This window comes from Sphingomonas faeni (assembly GCF_040407495.1).
Lineage (GTDB): Bacteria > Pseudomonadota > Alphaproteobacteria > Sphingomonadales > Sphingomonadaceae > Sphingomonas > Sphingomonas faeni_D.
The window spans coordinates 249172-265960 of sequence record NZ_JAPZPP010000001.1; the positions used below are offsets into that span (position 1 = coordinate 249172).

The 16789-nt window shown below is 67.1% G+C and carries 10 protein-coding genes; 6 read left to right on the top strand and 4 right to left on the bottom strand.

Features of this window, described 5'->3' with window-relative positions; genetic code table 11:
* From O6W96_RS01255 to O6W96_RS01280, 6 genes are read left to right on the top strand one after another with little or no spacing between them, the layout of a single operon-like run.
* On the top strand, window positions 1-1071 hold the full coding sequence (locus tag O6W96_RS01255; protein ID WP_353467879.1) for an ExeA family protein: 1071 nt from the start codon (window positions 1-3) through the stop codon (window positions 1069-1071).
* Between the two features lie 19 nt (window positions 1072-1090).
* Entirely contained in the window at window positions 1091-1918 is an 828-nt protein-coding gene (locus O6W96_RS01260) for an XrtA system polysaccharide deacetylase (RefSeq protein ID WP_353467880.1), read from the top strand.
* Between the two features lie 8 nt (window positions 1919-1926).
* Complete coding sequence (locus tag O6W96_RS01265; RefSeq protein ID WP_435372177.1) at window positions 1927-2955, top strand: FemAB family XrtA/PEP-CTERM system-associated protein; 1029 nt, start codon at window positions 1927-1929, stop codon at window positions 2953-2955.
* The gene (locus O6W96_RS01270) at window positions 2952-4247 is read left to right on the top strand and encodes a glycosyltransferase (RefSeq protein ID WP_353467882.1); all 1296 of its coding nucleotides are present in this window, start codon (window positions 2952-2954) and stop codon (window positions 4245-4247) included. Before O6W96_RS01265 ends, O6W96_RS01270 begins: the two co-directional genes overlap by 4 nt.
* A complete protein-coding gene (xrtA, locus tag O6W96_RS01275; RefSeq protein WP_353467883.1) occupies window positions 4244-5734 on the top strand; it encodes an exosortase A in 1491 nt (496 codons plus the stop codon). Before O6W96_RS01270 ends, xrtA begins: the two co-directional genes overlap by 4 nt.
* A complete protein-coding gene (locus O6W96_RS01280) occupies window positions 5735-7621 on the top strand; it encodes an XrtA/PEP-CTERM system amidotransferase (RefSeq protein WP_353467884.1) in 1887 nt (628 codons plus the stop codon). It abuts the gene before it with no gap.
* A gap of 135 nt (window positions 7622-7756) precedes the next feature.
* On the opposite strand, the gene O6W96_RS01285 is transcribed toward O6W96_RS01280, so the two are convergent.
* The 4 genes from O6W96_RS01285 to O6W96_RS01300 all read right to left on the bottom strand — a co-directional run bounded on the left by O6W96_RS01285 (window position 7757) and on the right by O6W96_RS01300 (window position 16641).
* The gene (locus tag O6W96_RS01285; protein WP_353467885.1) at window positions 7757-9427 is read right to left on the bottom strand and encodes a formate--tetrahydrofolate ligase; all 1671 of its coding nucleotides are present in this window, start codon (window positions 9425-9427) and stop codon (window positions 7757-7759) included.
* Window positions 9428-9768: 341 nt separating this feature from the next.
* Window positions 9769-11364, bottom strand: coding sequence for an isocitrate lyase (locus tag O6W96_RS01290; protein WP_353467886.1), 1596 nt, complete (start codon window positions 11362-11364; stop codon window positions 9769-9771).
* A gap of 246 nt (window positions 11365-11610) precedes the next feature.
* Entirely contained in the window at window positions 11611-14742 is a 3132-nt protein-coding gene (locus O6W96_RS01295) for a PAS domain-containing protein (protein WP_353467887.1), read from the bottom strand.
* A 345-nt stretch (window positions 14743-15087) separates the two neighbouring features.
* Window positions 15088-16641, bottom strand: a complete 1554-nt coding sequence (locus O6W96_RS01300; RefSeq protein WP_353467888.1) for an aldehyde dehydrogenase (NADP(+)) — start codon at window positions 16639-16641, stop codon at window positions 15088-15090.
* Between the last annotated feature and the right edge of the window lie 148 nt (window positions 16642-16789).

The following is a 16789-nucleotide window of genomic DNA, read 5'->3' on the forward strand; positions in this document are numbered from 1 at the left end:
ATGTACGACGAACATTATGGACTGACGGCGCGGCCGTTCCAGCTCACTCCGGACCCCAAATTCTGGTTCGAGACCGCGACGCATCGCAAGGCGATGGCGTATCTCGGCTACGGGCTGGCGCAGGGCGAGGGCTTTATCGTCATCACCGGCGATATCGGCGCGGGCAAGACGACGCTGATCGGTCACCTGATGGACACGATCGACCACCAGCGGCTTAACGCGATCAAGCTAGTGTCGACCGCGATCGAAGCGGACGACCTGCTGCGGATCGTCGCGACCGAATTGCACGTCGATCCGTCGGGGCTGACCAAGGCCGAACTGCTGACCGCCATCGAGCGCGGGCTGCACGCCGTGGCGCGGACCGGCAAGCGCACGCTGCTGATCGTCGACGAGGCGCAGGCGTTGCCCGTGTCCGCGCTCGAAGAACTGCGGATGCTGTCGAACTTCCAGGCGGGCGGCCATGCGCTGTTGCAGATCGTCCTGCTCGGCCAGCCCGAGTTCCGCGATCGCCTGCACGGCCTGGATCGGCTCGAACAGCTTCGCCAGCGCGTCATCGCGATCCACCATCTCGATCCGATGGAGGAGCATGAGGTCTCCGAGTATCTCGCGCACCGCCTGACGGTGGTTGGCTGGACCGGCAACCCGGATTTCGCAGACGATGCGTTCGCGGCCTTCTACGCCGGTTCGGCGGGCGTACCGCGTCGCCTTAACCTGCTCGCCGGGCGCGTGATGCTCCACGCCGCTATCGAGGATCTGCGGGTGATCGATGCCGCCGTCGTGCGGTCGGTGCAGCGCGACCTTGAGGGCGACCTGCCGACGCTGGCGACGGACACGGGAAAGGGCGCGACTGCTTCGGTCGAGACGCTCGCCCAGCCAGCCGCGGTCGTCGAGCCGCCGCGTACGAATTCCGCGACCGAAGAACGCATCGCCGCGCTGGAGGCGCGGGTGGAGTTGCAGGACGAGGCCTTGCGCCGCGTGCTGACGCTGCTGGTCGACTGGGTCGAGAGCGAGGATGCTAAGCCCGAATATGCACCGATCCGCGGTGTCTCCGCTTGGCACGATGCTGCCTGAAGTGCCTGTTCTCAATGGTATGTCCGTCGATGTTGAGGACTGGTTCCAGGTCGGCGCGTTCGAGAAGGTCATCGACAAGGCCGACTGGGACTCGCTCCAGCCGCGTGTGGAGGCGAACACCGACGCTGTCCTTGCGCTCTTCGCCGAGCGCGACACGAAGGCGACGTTCTTCACGCTTGGCTGGGTCGCGCATCGCTATCCCGCGCTGATCCGCCGGATCGTCGATGCCGGGCATGAGATCGCCAGCCACGGCTGGGATCACCAGCGTGTCTTCACGATGACGCCGGACGTGTTTCGCGCCGATCTGGTCCGTGCGCGCACCGCGATCGAGGACGCGGCGGGGGCCAAGGTCACGGGCTACCGTGCGCCGAGCTTCTCGATCGACCAGCGGACGCCTTGGGCGCATGTCGAGCTCGCGGAGGCGGGCTACACCTATTCCTCCAGCGTCGCGCCGGTGAAGCACGATCATTACGGCTGGCTCGATGCGCCTCGCTATGGCTTCAAGCCGCTCACCGACAGCGCGCTGATCGAAGTCCCCGTGACGGTCGCCAAGTTCGGCGAGCGCAAGCTTGCCACCGGCGGCGGGTTCTTCCGCCTGCTGCCCGCGGCGATCACCGACTTCGCGGTCCGTCAGGTCAACCGCGAGGATCGCCCGGCGATGTTCTACTTCCACCCGTGGGAGATCGATCCGGCGCAACCGCGGGTCGATGCGGCACCGATGCGCTCGAAGATCCGGCATTATTCGCGGCTCGGCGCGATGGCGGGCAAGTTGCGCGGGTTGCTCGGTCGCCACGAATGGGGCCGCGTCGATGCGGTCGTCGCGCGCGAAGCGGCCCGGCTGGCGTGACCGCGCCGATGCCCGTCGGCGTGCGCGAAGCGGACCTTCGCGATCCGGCCGAGTGCGCGCGGATCGCCGCCTTCGTTGCGGCGACCGAGGGGGCCACACCCTTTCACCTGCCCGAATGGAGCCGTGCCGTGCAGGACGGCTGCGGCCAGCGCGCGCGCTATCTGGTATCCGAAGATGCCGGCGGGGCGATCATCGGCGCGCTGCCGCTCACCGAGATGCGCTCCCCGCTGTTCGGACGTGCGCTGGTGTCGACCGGGTTCGGCGTCGATGGCGGCATTTTGGGAGCGTCGATCGAACCGCTGGCTGCGGGCGCATGGAACCTTGCGCTGCGGACCGGTTGCCCCTCCGTCGAGCTGCGCGGCGGCCCTGCACCGCAGGGTTGGGCAAGCGACGACACCAGCTATCTTGGCTTCGCGCGCGATCTGGCCGTGGACGACGAGGCCGAACTGCTTGCGATCCCGCGCAAACAGCGTGCGGAAGTCCGTCGGTCGCTCGGATTCGACTTCGAGATCGTCACCGGCAACGACCGGAAACTGCTCGCCGAGCATTACCGGGTCTATGCGGAGTCGGTCCGAAATCTCGGCACCCCGGTATTTCCGGCCAAGCTTTTCCGCAGCGTTGCCAGCATGATGGATGCGGATGTTCTTACCGTCCGGCATGAGGGCAGGGCAGTCGCCAGCGTTCTCAGCCTGTATTTCGATGGGACCGTCTACCCCTATTGGGGTGGCGGGACAGACGCGGCACGTGGGCTTCGCGCCAACGACCGGATGTATTTCGCCTTGATGGCGCATGCGCGGGCGAAGGGTTGCACGCGGTTCGACTTCGGGCGTTCGAAGACCGGCACCGGCGCAGCCGCGTTCAAGAAGAATTGGGGCTTCACGCCCGAACCGCGGCTCTACGCCAAGCGCAGCGACGGGCCGGCGCGCGAGGTCAATCCGCTGAACCCCAAATACGCCTTGATGGTGAAGACGTGGAAACGCCTCCCGCTCTGGGTCGCGACCGCCGCAGGACCGTGGATTTCCCGAGGGCTGGGGTGAGCCTGCTCTTCCTCGCGCACCGCGTTCCGTTCCCGCCTGACCGCGGCGACAAGATCCGCAGCTTCCACATTCTCCAGTATCTGGCGAAGCGTACGCCGGTCCATCTGGTGGCGTTCGCGGACGATGAGGCGGACTTCGATCCTCCCGCGGTGTTAACGGATATGCTCGCGACCTGCACGATCCTGCCCCGCAGCAAATCGCAAAAGCGCGCTGCGATCGAAGCGCTCGCCAGCGGCAAGCCCGTATCGCTGACCGCGTTCGCTAGCCCGGCGATGCAGGCCGCTGTCGATCGCATTCTGCCGCAGGTCGGCGGTGTCTATTGTTTCTCAGGGCAGATGGCGCAGTATCTGTCCGATGACGGCCCCCCGGTGGTCATGGATTTCGTCGACATGGACTCCGCCAAGTTCGCGGGTTTCGCGGAGGACATGCGCGGCCCGATGCGCTGGATGATGCGTCGCGAAGCTCGGTTGCTGGGGGATTTCGAGCGTGCCGTGGCCGCCCGCGTCTCGGCCTGCCTGTTCGTGAGTGAAGCCGAAGCGGCGCTGTTCGCTGGCGGCGGCGCGAAGGGGCGCGTGCTCGCGGTCGAGAACGGCATCGACTCCGTAAAGTTCGATCCTGCTGCGAACGACCTCAACCTCGCAATCGATCACCCTCCCGGCGAAGGCCGGGGCCCAATTGGAGAGGTCGCGGTAACGGCGCGCAGACCTCGACCATCGACGTCCCCCAATTGGACCCCGGCCTTCGCCGGGGGGGATGGAATGAGCGAGGCCAATGACTTTCCTCTCATCGTCTTCACCGGCCAGATGGACTATCGCCCCAATATCGACGCCGTCACCTGGTTCGCGCGCGACATCCTCCCCCTGATCCGTCGCCAGCGCCCCGCGCACTTTGCAATCGTCGGCCGCGCCCCCACGCCCGCGGTGCAGGCGCTCGCCGGCAACCACGTCACCGTCACCGGCGCGGTCGACGACGTCCGCGGCTGGCTCGCCGCCGCGGACGTGTGCGTCGCGCCGCTCAAGCTCGCGCGCGGCATCCAGAACAAGGTGCTCGAGGCGATGGCGATGGCGCGTCCCGTCGTCGCCTCTACGGCCGCGGCGGAAGGCATCGACCACGCCGACACCCTCCGGGTTGCCGGTACCGCGCGGCACTTCGCCGATCAGGTGATCGCACTGCTCGACGCGCCGGACAGCGCCGCCAAGCTCGGCGCCGATGCTCGCGCGCAGGTCCTCCGGCGTTACGGCTGGGACGCCCGTCTTGCGCCGCTCGACTCGCTGCTCGGCCTGATCGCATGACCGCCTGGCGGCGCCACGGCATCGCGCTGGCGGTCGCATTCGTCCTGATCCTGCTGACGTTCCGCAGCGACGTGCGCGATGTCGTGCAGATCTGGTGGAACAGCACGACCTTCGGGCATTGCCTGTTCATCGGCCCGGTGATCGCGTGGCTCGTCTGGCAACGCCGTGCGGAACTCGCGCAGCTCACGCCGACGGGGTGGTGGCCTGGCCTCGGGCTGATCACGATCGGCGGGTTCGGCTGGCTGATGGGCGACGCCGCCTCGGTCGGTTTCGCACGCCAGCTTGGGTTGGTCATGATGCTGCAAGGCGCGGTGGTCACGATCCTCGGGCCCAGTGTCACGCGTGGCCTGCTGTTTCCGCTCGCCTACGCCTTTTTCCTCGTCCCGTTCGGCGAAGGTCTCGAACCGCCGCTCCAGACCGTCACCGTCGCGATCGTCATGCCGCTGCTCCACCTCGTCGGGGTCCCAGCGGTGGTCGACGGCGTGCTGATCCATGCCGGCCGCTATTATTTCGAGGTCGCGGAGGCGTGTTCGGGCGCGAAATTCGTCATCGCGATGGTCGCGTTCGGCGTGCTGGTCGCCAATCTATGCTTCCTGTCGTGGAAACGCCGTGCGGTCTTCCTCGCGGTGTCGGTGGTCGTGCCGATCATCGCCAACGGCTTCCGCGCGTTCGGGACGATCTGGGCCGCCGACCTGACCTCGGTCGAAGCGGCCACCGGGTTCGATCATATCGTCTATGGCTGGGTGTTCTTCGCGCTCGTGATGGCGGGCGTGCTCGCGATCGGCTGGCGCTGGTTCGACCGTGCGCCCGACGATCCTGCGTTCGATCCGGCGATGCTCCAGGCGAGCCCCCGCCACCGCACCGAGCTACGGGTTGCAACCGCGCTCGTGCTTGCGACGGTCGCGATCTTCCCGAGCTGGAGCGCTGCCATTGCCGGTCGTGCGCAGCCGCTCCCCGCGCATATCGACCTGCCCGATATCCCCGGCTGGCACCGCGTTCCGGTCAGCACGCGCGCGCCCTGGACGCCCTATTACCCGGGCGCGGACCATTATCTGTTCGGCCGCTATGCCGACGTATCGAGCGCGACCGTCGACATGAGCATCGCCGTGTTCGGCAACCAGCATGAGGGCAAGGAACTGATCGCGTTCGGCACCGGCGTCCTGCGGCAGGAGGATCGCTGGGTCCGCGTCGCCAACTTGCCCGATATTTCTGATAGCGTGGGGGCACGCGGTTCGACGATGCGGATCACCGCGCCGGGCCCCGTAGAGCGGATCGTCGCGACGTGGTACCGGGTCGGCGACACGACCACGCAGGACGAGACGCTGGTGAAGATCGAGACGATGAAGACGCGGCTGCTCGGCGGTCCGCAACGCGCGGTGGCGATCCACCTGTCGGTCGAGGGCGCCGATCCGCGACCGATCGCGCGCTTCCTCACCGCGTTGGGTCCGATCGGTATCGTCGCCGATCGCGCCGCGGGGATGCGCTAGATGTGCGGCATCGCCGGGATCTTCCACCCGGGTACGCCCAAGCCGATCGACCCCAACCGCGTCCAGGCGATGATCGCCGCGCTGGCGCATCGCGGGCCCGACGGCGACGGCATCTGGACCGCACCCGGCGTCGGTCTCGGCCATCGCCGGCTGTCGATCATCGACCTCGAAGGGTCGCCGCAGCCGATGTCGGACGGCGCGCTGACAATCACCTATAACGGCGAAGTCTATAATTTCGCCGAACTGCGCGACGAGCTGATCGCCAAGGGCGCGATCTTCCGGACGGTCGGCGACACCGAAGTGTTGCTCCACGCCTGGCGCGCCTGGGGGCCGTCGATGCTCGACCGGCTGAACGGCATGTTCGCGTTCGGGATCCACGATTCCGCCGCGCACACGCTGTTCCTCGCGCGCGACCGGATGGGCGTGAAGCCGCTATATTATGTCGAGCTTGCCGACGGCTCGCTCGCCTTCGCCTCCGAGCTGAAGGGCCTGCTCGCGCACCCGCAGCTCCGGCGCGTACCCGATCTGAGCGCTGTCGAGGACTACCTGGCGCTGGGCTACGTCCCCGATGATTCCTGTATCGTCGCGGGCGTGAAGAAGCTGGCGGCGGGCCATTTCCTGCTGGTCGAGCGCGGCCGCGCAGTGCCGCAACCGCGCAAATGGTGGGACATCGATTTCTCCAACCGCGCGACCGGCTCCGCCAAGGCGCTCGGCGAGGAGCTGGTCGACCGGATGCGGGCGGGCGTGCGGTCGCGGATGGTCGCCGACGTGCCGCTCGGCGCGTTTCTCTCGGGCGGGGTAGACAGCTCGGCGGTGGTCGCGCTGATGGCTGAAGCGAGCCCCAAGGCGGTCCGCACCTGCACGATCGGGTTCGACGAAGCGGGCCATGACGAGCGCAGCTTCGCCACCACCGTCGCGCGTCGTTTCGCCACCGATCACCGCGAGCGCGTGGTCCAGTCGGGCGACGTCTCGCTGATCGACACGCTGGTCGCGAGCTTCGACGAACCCTTCGCCGACGCCTCCGCGCTGGCGACGTACCAGGTTTGTGCGCTGGCCCGCGAAAGCGTCACCGTCGCACTGTCGGGCGATGGCGCGGACGAGGCACTCGCCGGCTATCGTCGCTACAAGTTCCAGTCCGTCGAGGAGCGCGTCCGCGGCCTGCTCCCGGCGCATCTGCGCGCTGACGTGTTCGGGACGCTTGGCCGCTGGTATCCGAAGGCCGACTGGGCGCCGCGTCCGCTGCGCGCGAAATCGACGTTGCTCGCGCTCGCGCAGGGTGGCGGCGAGGCGTATGCGCGGTCGGTCGGCGTCACCACGCCCGAGTTGCGCGCGCACCTCTTCACAGCCGGTGCCCGTGCCACGCTTGGTGGGTACCGCGCCGAGGATCGCTACGTCGCGACGATGGCGAACGCGCCGGCGCGCGACGCGATCGACCGCGCGCAATATGCCGACATCAAGCATTGGCTGCCTGGCGACATCCTCACCAAGGTCGACCGGACCAGCATGGCGGTCGGGCTCGAAGCGCGCGAACCGTTGCTCGATCACCACCTGATCGAGTTCTGCGCGACGCTGCCGGCGGCCATGCGGTTGCGCCACGGTGAGGGCAAATGGCTGATGAAGAAGGCGATGGAGCCGTATCTGCCGCGTGAGATCCTCTATCGCCAGAAGATGGGCTTCGTGACGCCGATCAGCGCGTGGTTCCGCGAGGCGCTGGCGGGGGAGGCGTCGGCACTGGCGAAGTCGCGCACGCTTGGCGAAACGGGCTGGTTCGACATGGCGACGATCGCCCGGATCGCCGACGAACACCGCTTGGGCCGGGTCGAGCATGGCCGGACCCTGTGGCAGTTCGTGATGCTCGAACGGTCGATGAAGCGGATGTTCGGGTAGGCTCCTGATCCTCCCCCGCCAGGGGGAGGTGGCGCGAAGCGACGGAGGGGGAGGGCGGGGAACGTCGGTTACGCGTTCCTCCCCCTCCGTCTGGCAAGTGCCAGCCACCTCCCCCTGGCGGGGGAGGATTGGGTCCTAGAACAACCCTTCGATCAGGCCGTCCTCATTAAGGCGGATCGCCTCCGCCGCCGGTACGCGGGGGAGGCCAGGCATCGTCATGATCTCGCCGCAGATCGCCACCACGAACCCGGCCCCCGCAGCGAGGCGGACTTCGCGCACCGGCACGATATGCCCGGTCGGCGCACCGAGCAGCGCGGGGTCGGTCGAGAAGCTGTACTGCGTCTTGGCAAGGCAGACGGGCAGGTGACCGTAGCCCGCATCTTCCCAGCGCTTGAGTTGCGCCAGCACGCTCGGCTCGGCGACCGCGTGCTCCGCGCGATAAATCCGCCGGGCAACCGTGTCGATCTTGTCGAACAGCGAGAGTTCGTCGCCATAGATCGGCGCGAACCCGCCGCCATGTGTCGCGCAGATATCGGCGACCGCGTCGGCCAACTCGACCGCACCCGCGCCACCCTCGGCCCAATGGCGGCAGAGTATCGCGCGCGAACCGTGCTGGGCGGCCGCCTCGACGATCGCAGCGATCTCGGCGTCGCTGTCGGTATAGAAATGGTTGATCGCGACGATCGCGGGCACGCCGAACTGGCGGATGTTCTCGATGTGGCGGACGAGGTTGACCGCGCCCTTGCGGACCGCCTCGACATTCTCGTGCGCAAGATCGGCCTTGGCGACGCCGCCGTTCATCTTCAGCGCGCGCGCGGTCGCGACGATCACGACCGCGTCGGGGGCGAGGCCCGCCTGGCGGCACTTGATGTCGAAGAACTTTTCCGCGCCTAGGTCGGCGCCAAAGCCGGCTTCGGTGACGACGTAATCGCCGAGCGACAGCGCCGCCCGCGTCGCGATCACCGAGTTGCAACCATGCGCGATGTTGGCGAACGGGCCGCCGTGGAGGAACGCGGGCGTGCCTTCGAGCGACTGGACGAGGTTGGGCTTGATCGCCTCCGCCAGCAGCACCGCCATCGCGCCGTCCGCCTTCAGGTCACGCGCGGTGATCGGCTGGCGGTCGCGCGTGTAGGCGACGACGATATTGCCCAACCGGCGCTCCATGTCCGCGAGGTCATTGGCGAGGCACAGAATCGCCATCACCTCGGACGCAACGGTGATGTCGAAGCCCGATTCACGCGGGTAGCCATTGGCGACGCCGCCGATCGACTGGACGATGTCGCGCAACGCACGATCGTTCATGTCGAGCACGCGGCGCCATACCACGCGGCGGACGTCGATCTGGAGCGCGTTGCCCCAGTGGATATGGTTGTCGATCATCGCCGCGAGCAGATTGTGCGCGGCGGTGATGGCGTGGAAATCGCCGGTGAAGTGGAGGTTGATGTCCTCCATCGGCGCGACCTGCGCGCGGCCGCCCCCGGTGGCGCCGCCCTTGGTGCCGAAGCACGGCCCGAGCGAGGGTTCGCGGAGTGCGAGCACGGCGTTGCGCCCGGTGTGGCGCAGCGCGTCGGCGAGGCCGATCGAGGTGGTGGTCTTGCCTTCGCCCGCCGGGGTCGGGTTGATCGCTGTGACGAGGATCAACCGGCCTTTTGCGCCCGATTTGCGCGTTTCGAGCCAGTCGAGCGCGATCTTTGCCTTGTAGCGACCATAGGGCTCGATCGCTGCGTCGGGGATGCCGAGGCCGTCCGCAATCGTGGCGATGGGGCGCAGCGCGACGCTGCGGGCGATGGCGATATCGGTGTCCATGGGGGCGTGCGTAGCGGCGGATGTGGCGGGGTGCCAGACGCTTTTTGGGTCACGCTTGGCCCCTCATTGTGCATCGTCATCCCCGCGAAGGCGGGGACCCATATGCTCAATCGCCGGCGATATCGTCGTAAGGTTTGCCAGTATGGGTTCCCGCCTTCGCGGGAATGACGGATACATGTTTGCAAGGCATCAATGCCGAACCGATCCGGGTGGCAGGGGACTCTGCGATCTTAAATCCCGAGGCGCGCCGCGGCTAAGCCGCGTCGTCGGACGGGGCTGGTGCCCCCGCCGGCCGGGCGTGATGCCGGGTCCGCGCCGGAGCTTTCGCTCCGGCTTGGGCATCACGCCGCGAACTGGTTCATCGTATTATGCGCGCCTCCCGCCTTCAACGCAGCCTCGCCCGCAAAATACTCCTTGTGGTCGTCGCCGAGGTCCGAGCCGGACATGTTCTGGTGCTTCACGCAGGCGATGCCCTCGCGGATCTCCTTGCGCTGGACGCCTTTCACGTAGCCGAGCATCCCCGCGTCGCCGAAATACTCCTTGGCGAGGTTGTCGGTCGACAGCGCGGCCGTATGATACGTCGGCAGCGTGATCAAATGGTGGAAGATGCCCGCACGCTTGGCCGAGTCCGCCTGGAAGGTGCGGATGCGTTCGTCGGCTTCGTCGGCAAGCGCCGTGCCATCATAATCAACGCTCATCAGGCGTGCACGGTCGTAGGCGGAGACGTCTTCACCGGCAGCGGACCAGGCGTCGTACACCTGCTGGCGGAAATTCAGCGTCCAGTTGAAGCTCGGCGAGTTGTTGTAGACGAGCTTCGCGTTGGGCACGACCTCGCGGATGCGGTCGACCATGCCGGCGATCTGTTCGATATGCGGCTTCTCGGTCTCGATCCAGAGCAGGTCCGCGCCGTTCTGCAAGCTGGCGATGCAGTCCATCACGCAACGGTCCTCGCCCGTGCCGGCACGGAACTGGAACAGGTTGGAGGGCAGGCGCTTGGGGCGGAGCAGCTTGCCGTCGCGGTTGAGGATGACGTCGCCGTTCTGCGCGGTCGTGGGATCGATTTCCTCGCAGTCGAGGTACGAATTGTACTGGTCGCCGAGGTCGCCTGCTTCCTTGCTGACCGCGATCTGCTTGGTGAGGCCGGCGCCGAGCGAGTCGGTGCGCGTGACGATGATGCCGTCCTCGACGCCGAGTTCGAGGAACGCGTAGCGGCACGCACGGACCTTCGCGAGGAAGTCCTCATGCGGCACGGTGACCTTGCCGTCCTGATGGCCGCACTGCTTCTCGTCGCTGACCTGGTTCTCGATCTGGAGCGCGCAGGCGCCTGCCTCGATCATCTTCCGCGCGAGCAGATAGGTCGCTTCCGCATTGCCGAAGCCCGCGTCGATGTCGGCGATGATCGGCACGACGTGCGTCTGGTGGTTCTCGATCGCGTTGAGCAGGCGCTGTTCCTCGATCGCGTTGCCGGCGGCGCGAGCGGCATCGACGTCGCGGAACATCATGCCGAGTTCGCGCGCGTCGGCCTGGCGGAGGAAGGTGTAGAGTTCCTCGATCAGCGCGGGCACGCTGGTCTTCTCGTGCATCGACTGGTCGGGCAGCGGGCCGAACTCGCTCCGCATCGCCGCGACCATCCAGCCGGACAAATACAGATAGCGGCGGTCGGTGGTGCCGAAATGCTTCTTGATGCTGATCATCTTCTGCTGCGCGATGAACCCGTGCCAGCAGCCGAGCGACTGCGTGTAGTGCGCCGGGTCCGCGTCATAGGCGGCCATGTCCTTGCGCATGATCGCGGCGGTGTAGCGCGCGATGTCGAGCCCGGTGGCGAAACGGTTCTGGAGCCGCATCCGTGCGACCGATTCGGGCGAGATCGCGTCCCATGTGCCATTCTGGTCGGCGATCAGATTGGAGATCTGGGCGATGTGCGTCTGATAAGTCACGGGCGATCCTTCGCTGCTGCGTTGATCGTCGTGTAGAGTTGTTGACAGGGTTTCGGGCGGGAATGCGCTTGTGCAGCGGGTGTTGGTGTCGGTTGCACGAGCAAAGCGAGTGTCTGGTTGTGAAGAACATTACACCGGCTTGCGTCACGTCGGGCTCGTTCCGGCATCCACCGTTCCGCGCGCTTGCCGATGATAAGTACGCGGAACGGTGGACCCCGGACTAGGTCCGGGGTGACGAATGGGGTGTCAGTCCGTTTCGGTAACCCGGTCGGCTGAAGTGGGTGCCGTAAGCGGATCCGCCAACGCCGTTTCGCCGAGCGACGCCAATACCGCGGCCGCGAGCGCGTCGAGACCGTACGGCTTCTCCAGCATTATCGCATCGGTCTGGTCCGCAACCGATGCGGTATCGCCGGTCGCAAAGACAATACCGACGCCCGGCCGCACCGCGCGCGCAGTCCGCGCGAAGTCCGGTCCGGAGACACCAGGCAGGTTCACGTCGGTGACCAGGGCATCGATCGGCACGGTCTGGAGTGCGGTCATCGCGTCCTCCGCGCTCGCCGCGTCGACCACGACGAAGCCGCTGCCCTGCAACATCTCTGCGGTGTTGGCGCGGATCAGCGCGTCATCCTCGACCAGCAGCACGGTGCGGCGGGCGGAGGAGTCGAGGCGGCGGTCAGCGTCGATCCGGGCATCGCGCGCGACTTTTGCGGCGGGGTTGCCCGAGCGCTGGCGGTTGGCCAGCACCTGACGGAATTTCCGCGCCAAGGCTTCACGCGTGTACGGCTTCGACAGCAGGTCGAGACCGGCATCGAGCTTGCCCCCGTGGACGATCGAGTTCTCGGTATAGCCGGAGGTGAACAGCACCGCGAGATCGGGCAGGCGTTCCTTCGCCTTCCGCGCGAGTTCGGGGCTTTTCAGTGTGCCGGGCATCACGACATCGGTGAACAGGATATCGATCGGCACGCCGCTCTCGACCACGTTCAGTGCGCTAGCCGCGTCGACCGCCTTCAAGACGCTGTAGCCGAGATCGGTCAGCAACTCGACGACGGTGCCGCGGACCTCGTCATCGTCCTCGACCACCAGCACGGTCTCGGTGCCGCCGGAGATCGGGCTGGCATCGGCGACGACCTCGACGTCCTCGCTCTCCATCGCGCGTGGCAGATAGAGCTTGATCGTGGTCCCTTCGCCAACCTCGGAATAGATCTTCACATGGCCGCCGGACTGTTTGACGAAGCCGTAGACCATCGACAGGCCCAGACCCGAGCCCTTGCCCTCGCTCTTGGTCGAGAAGAACGGTTCGAACACCTTCTCGATGATTTCGGGGCTCATGCCGCTGCCCGTGTCGGACACGGCGAGCATCACATATTGCCCGGCGTCGACCTCGTCATGGCCCTGTGCGTAGGCGTCGTCGAGATGCGCGTTGCCAAGCTCGATGGTGAGCTTGCCCTGGCCTTCCATCGCGTCGCGCGCGTTGATCGCCAGGTTGAGCAGTGCGTTCTCGATCTGCGCGGGGTCGATGAAGGTGTTCCACAGGCCACCGCCGACCACCGTCTCGATCTCGATGCCTTCGCCGATCGCGCGACGCAGCATATCGTCCATCCCGCGCACGAACCGCGTGACGTTGACGACCTTGGGCTCGAGCGCCTGGCGGCGGCCGAAGGCGAGCAGTTGCGCGGCGAGCTTGGATCCGCGCGACACGCCGGCCATCGCATTCTCGACCCAGCGTTCGGCACGCGCGTTGCCGGCAAGGTTCTTGCCGAGCAGCTGGAGGTTGCCCGAGACGACCTGGAGCAGATTGTTGAAATCATGCGCGACGCCGCCGGTGAGCTTGCCGACGGTTTCCATCTTCTGCGACTGGGCAAGCTTGGCCTCGGCTTGGCGACGCTCGTCGATCTCGCGAATGACGCGCGCTTCGAGCGTCTCGTTGAGCTGGCGGAGCTGGTCCTCGGCACGTTCGCGGTGACGGACTTGCCGCGCGAGCGCCTCGGCCTGTTCGCGCAACGCGGCTTCGGCGGCGCGCTGGTGCGTGATGTCGGTATGAACGCCGACCCATTCGCGGACCTCGCCGGCATCATCAAAGATCGGCAGCCCGCGGACCGCGAACGTGCGCCATGTGCCGCAGTGGCGGCGGACGCGGTGTTCGAACACGAACATCGACTTGCTCAGCACAGCGGCGGTCCAGGCCTTGATCGTCGATGCGACGTCGTCGGGATGGATCGCATCAGCCCAGCCGAAATTCTGGTAGGCGTCGATCGACTGGCCGGTGAGAGTGGCCCAGCCGGGCTGTTCGCCGATCATCCGCCCGTCCGGACTGTTCGTCCAGAGCACGCCGTGGACCGCGTCCATCGCGGTGCGGAAGCGGCCGTTGCTGATGCCGACCGCCGCCTCGCGTTCGGCACGCTCCTCGACGTCGATGCCGAGGACATAGATGCCAGGGATAGAGCCATCCGCGGCAATGTGCGGCACATAGCGGAATTCGGAACGGCGGTGGCGCCCGTCGCGGTGCGGGAAGACGGTCTGCGCAACGAAGCTCTCACCGGCGAGCGCTCGGTCGAACGAAGGGCGGCGATCCTGATAGACCGCGTCGCCGAGAACCTCGCGGACGGACTTGCCGATCATCGCTTCGGGCGCGACGCCGAGCCATTCGTCGTACTGCGCGTTGGCGAGGCGGTAGACATGGTCGCGGTCGATGTACGAGATCAGCATCGGCACGGCGTCGGTGACGCGGCGGAGTTCGGCTTCGCTGGCGGCGAGGCGGTGCTCGGCTTCGACCCGGCCGCTATTGTCGACCATCGTGCAGAGCACGCCGCCGACCGTCCCGCCGGCGCAGTAGACGGGCGTATAGAACAGGTCGAGCGTCAGCGTCTCGGGACCGTCGGGGCGCTGGAACAGGATCGGCTGGTCACGGTAGGCGACGGTCTCGCCGCGGAGGCCTGCTTCGAGGACGGCGCGGTTCCAGTCCCACACTTCAGGGAAGGCGATCGCGACCGGGCTACCGAGCGCGGCGGGGTGGCGGTCGCCGGCGACGGCGCGATAACTGTCGTTGTAGAGCATGATGTGCTCGGGGCCCCACATCACGACCTTGGCGACGGGCGAGTTGAGGATGTTGGCGAGCGTGACGCGGAGTTCCGCGGGCCACGAATCGATCGGGCCGAGCGACGTCGCGCTCCAGTCGCGCTGGCGGACGAGCATCCCGCATTCACCGCCACCGATCACGATCTCGGCGGGCTTTTGCAGGGGGTCGCGGTCGCGCATCTGTTGGAGCGCGGTGCGGACAATGACGGCAGCGTCGCCGTGCCCTCCGTCGGTCAATTCGTCGATGTAGCTGCCGAGGTCTGCGGGCAGGGAAATGGTGCGCGACGAGTCAGGCGTTGTCATGCGGGACTAGTGGGTATCGCGCGCGCGCCTGTCAATGATTGGGGGGGCGGATTTCCCCTCCATCTCGTCATAGCCTACTAGCACCACCCCGGCGAAGGCCGGGGCCCAGTTGGGGGACGTTGCTAACGGAGCGTTGCCCTTCGCTATTGCCACCTCTCCAACTGGCTCCGGGCTTCGCCGGGGTGGTGGCCGGTAAGCCGGGATGGTGGTCAGTAAAAAGCGTTCGAACCTAAGCATGTTTCCCCGCGAAGGCGGGGACCCAGACTGGGCTCCCGCCTTCTCGGGAGAACAAGGAAGAGGGGGTCGCCCTGCGACGGCGCCACCTTCCTCGTACTATCGAGGCGATCAGCCCTCGGTCCGCGGCAGGCCCAATGGATTGTCGTGCTTGACTGCCTTCGGCAGCAGCATGTCCGGCAAATCCTGATAGCAGACCGGACGCAGGAAGCGCTCGATCGCCGCGGTGCCGACCGAGGTCGTGCGCGGATCCGACGTTGCCGGGAACGGCCCGCCGTGGACCATCGCCGGCGCGACCTCGACACCCGTCGGCCAGCCGTTCGCGAGAATCCGGCCCGCCTTGCGCTCCAGCACCGGCAGCAGTGCTGCGGCGTCGGCATAGTCACCCTCGTCGATCTGCAACGTGATCGTCAGCTGGCCCTCGATCTTTTCGAGCACGCTGTGGACCTCGGCGAGATCGGTGCAGCGGACGATGATCGACGCTGCCCCGAACACTTCGTGCGACAACGCCGGATCGGCGACGAACGCCTTGCCAGTGGTCGAGAACAGCGCCGCGCGACCGCGGTTCGCACCCTCGGCCTCGGTGCCGCGCGCGAGCGTCTCGACCGCATCGTGACCGGCAAGCGCGGCGACGCCCTTGTCGTAGCTGGCGTGGATGCCGGGGGTGAGCATGACCTGAGGCGCAGCTTCGCCCAGCGCAGCGGCGGCGGCGTCGACGAAGGTGTCGAGGTCGGGGCCATCGACCGCGACGACGATGCCGGGGTTGGTGCAGAACTGGCCCGAACCCATCGTCAGCGAACCGACATAGGCCTTGCCGAGCGCTTCCCCGCGCGCCGCGAGCGCGGCGGGGAACAGAATGACCGGGTTGATGCTGCTCATCTCGGCATAGACGGGGATCGGCTCGGGACGCGCCGCGGCGAGCGCCACCAGCGCGAGGCCACCGCCACGGGACCCGGTGAAGCCGACCGCCTTGATCCGCGCGTCCTTGACCAGCGCTGCGCCGAGTTCGTTCGCCGGACCCTGGACCAGCGAGAACACGCCTTCGGGCAAACCGCACTTGGCGACCGCGGCCTGGATCGCCTTGCCGACCATCACCGACGTGCCGGGATGCGCGGGGTGACCCTTGACCACGACCGGGCAGCCGGCTGCCAGCGCCGAGGCGGTGTCGCCACCTGCAACCGAGAAGGCGAGCGGGAAGTTCGACGCGCCGAAAACCGCGACCGGGCCGACCGCGATGCGACGCTGGCGCAGGTCGGGGCGTGGCATCGGCTTGCGGTCGGGCTGCGCCTCGTCGATCACGACCGAGGCCCAGGTGCCGGCGCGAAGATGCTTGGCGAACAGACGGAGCTGGCCGGTGGTACGACCACGTTCACCTTCGAGACGCGGCCGGGGCAGGCCGCTCTCCTGGATCGCGCGGGCGACGAGAGGCTCGTGGATCGCCTCGATCTCGTCGGCGATCGTCTCCAGGAATGCCGCGCGGGTCTCGGGGTCGATCTCGCGGAAAGTGTCGAACGCCGCTTCGGCGAGCTTGCAGGCCTCGGCGACGTCGGCTTCGCTCGATACCGCGAAGGCGGGTTCGATCTTCGCGTCGGTCGACGGGTCGATCGCGAGGAAGGTGACGTCGCTGTCAACGGCGCGCGCGCCGATCGGGAAGGTGCCGTCCATGTTACTCTCCAAGGTCGTTCGGGCAGGTCACGCTGATCGCGCCGCTGCCAAAGATGCCATCCAGGAAATAAGGGTGGGAGCGATAACACGCAAGCGCCGGGTTGCTGGGTTCGCGCCGTGGTTTCCGATATCGATTGCAGGCTGATTC

What these genes read in the sequence shown, in the direction of transcription:
- O6W96_RS01285 (WP_353467885.1), bottom strand. Translation starts at nt 9,427, where the DNA reads ATGGACACCGATATCGCCATCGCCCGCAGCGTCGCGCTGCGCCCCATC.
- O6W96_RS01265 (WP_435372177.1), top strand. Translation starts at nt 1,927, where the DNA reads ATGCCCGTCGGCGTGCGCGAAGCGGACCTTCGCGATCCGGCCGAGTGC.
- O6W96_RS01260 (WP_353467880.1), top strand. Translation starts at nt 1,091, where the DNA reads ATGTCCGTCGATGTTGAGGACTGGTTCCAGGTCGGCGCGTTCGAGAAG.
- O6W96_RS01300 (WP_353467888.1), bottom strand. Translation starts at nt 16,641, where the DNA reads ATGGACGGCACCTTCCCGATCGGCGCGCGCGCCGTTGACAGCGACGTC.
- O6W96_RS01295 (WP_353467887.1), bottom strand. Translation starts at nt 14,742, where the DNA reads ATGACAACGCCTGACTCGTCGCGCACCATTTCCCTGCCCGCAGACCTC.
- O6W96_RS01255 (WP_353467879.1), top strand. Translation starts at nt 1, where the DNA reads ATGTACGACGAACATTATGGACTGACGGCGCGGCCGTTCCAGCTCACT.
- xrtA (WP_353467883.1), top strand. Translation starts at nt 4,244, where the DNA reads ATGACCGCCTGGCGGCGCCACGGCATCGCGCTGGCGGTCGCATTCGTC.
- O6W96_RS01280 (WP_353467884.1), top strand. Translation starts at nt 5,735, where the DNA reads ATGTGCGGCATCGCCGGGATCTTCCACCCGGGTACGCCCAAGCCGATC.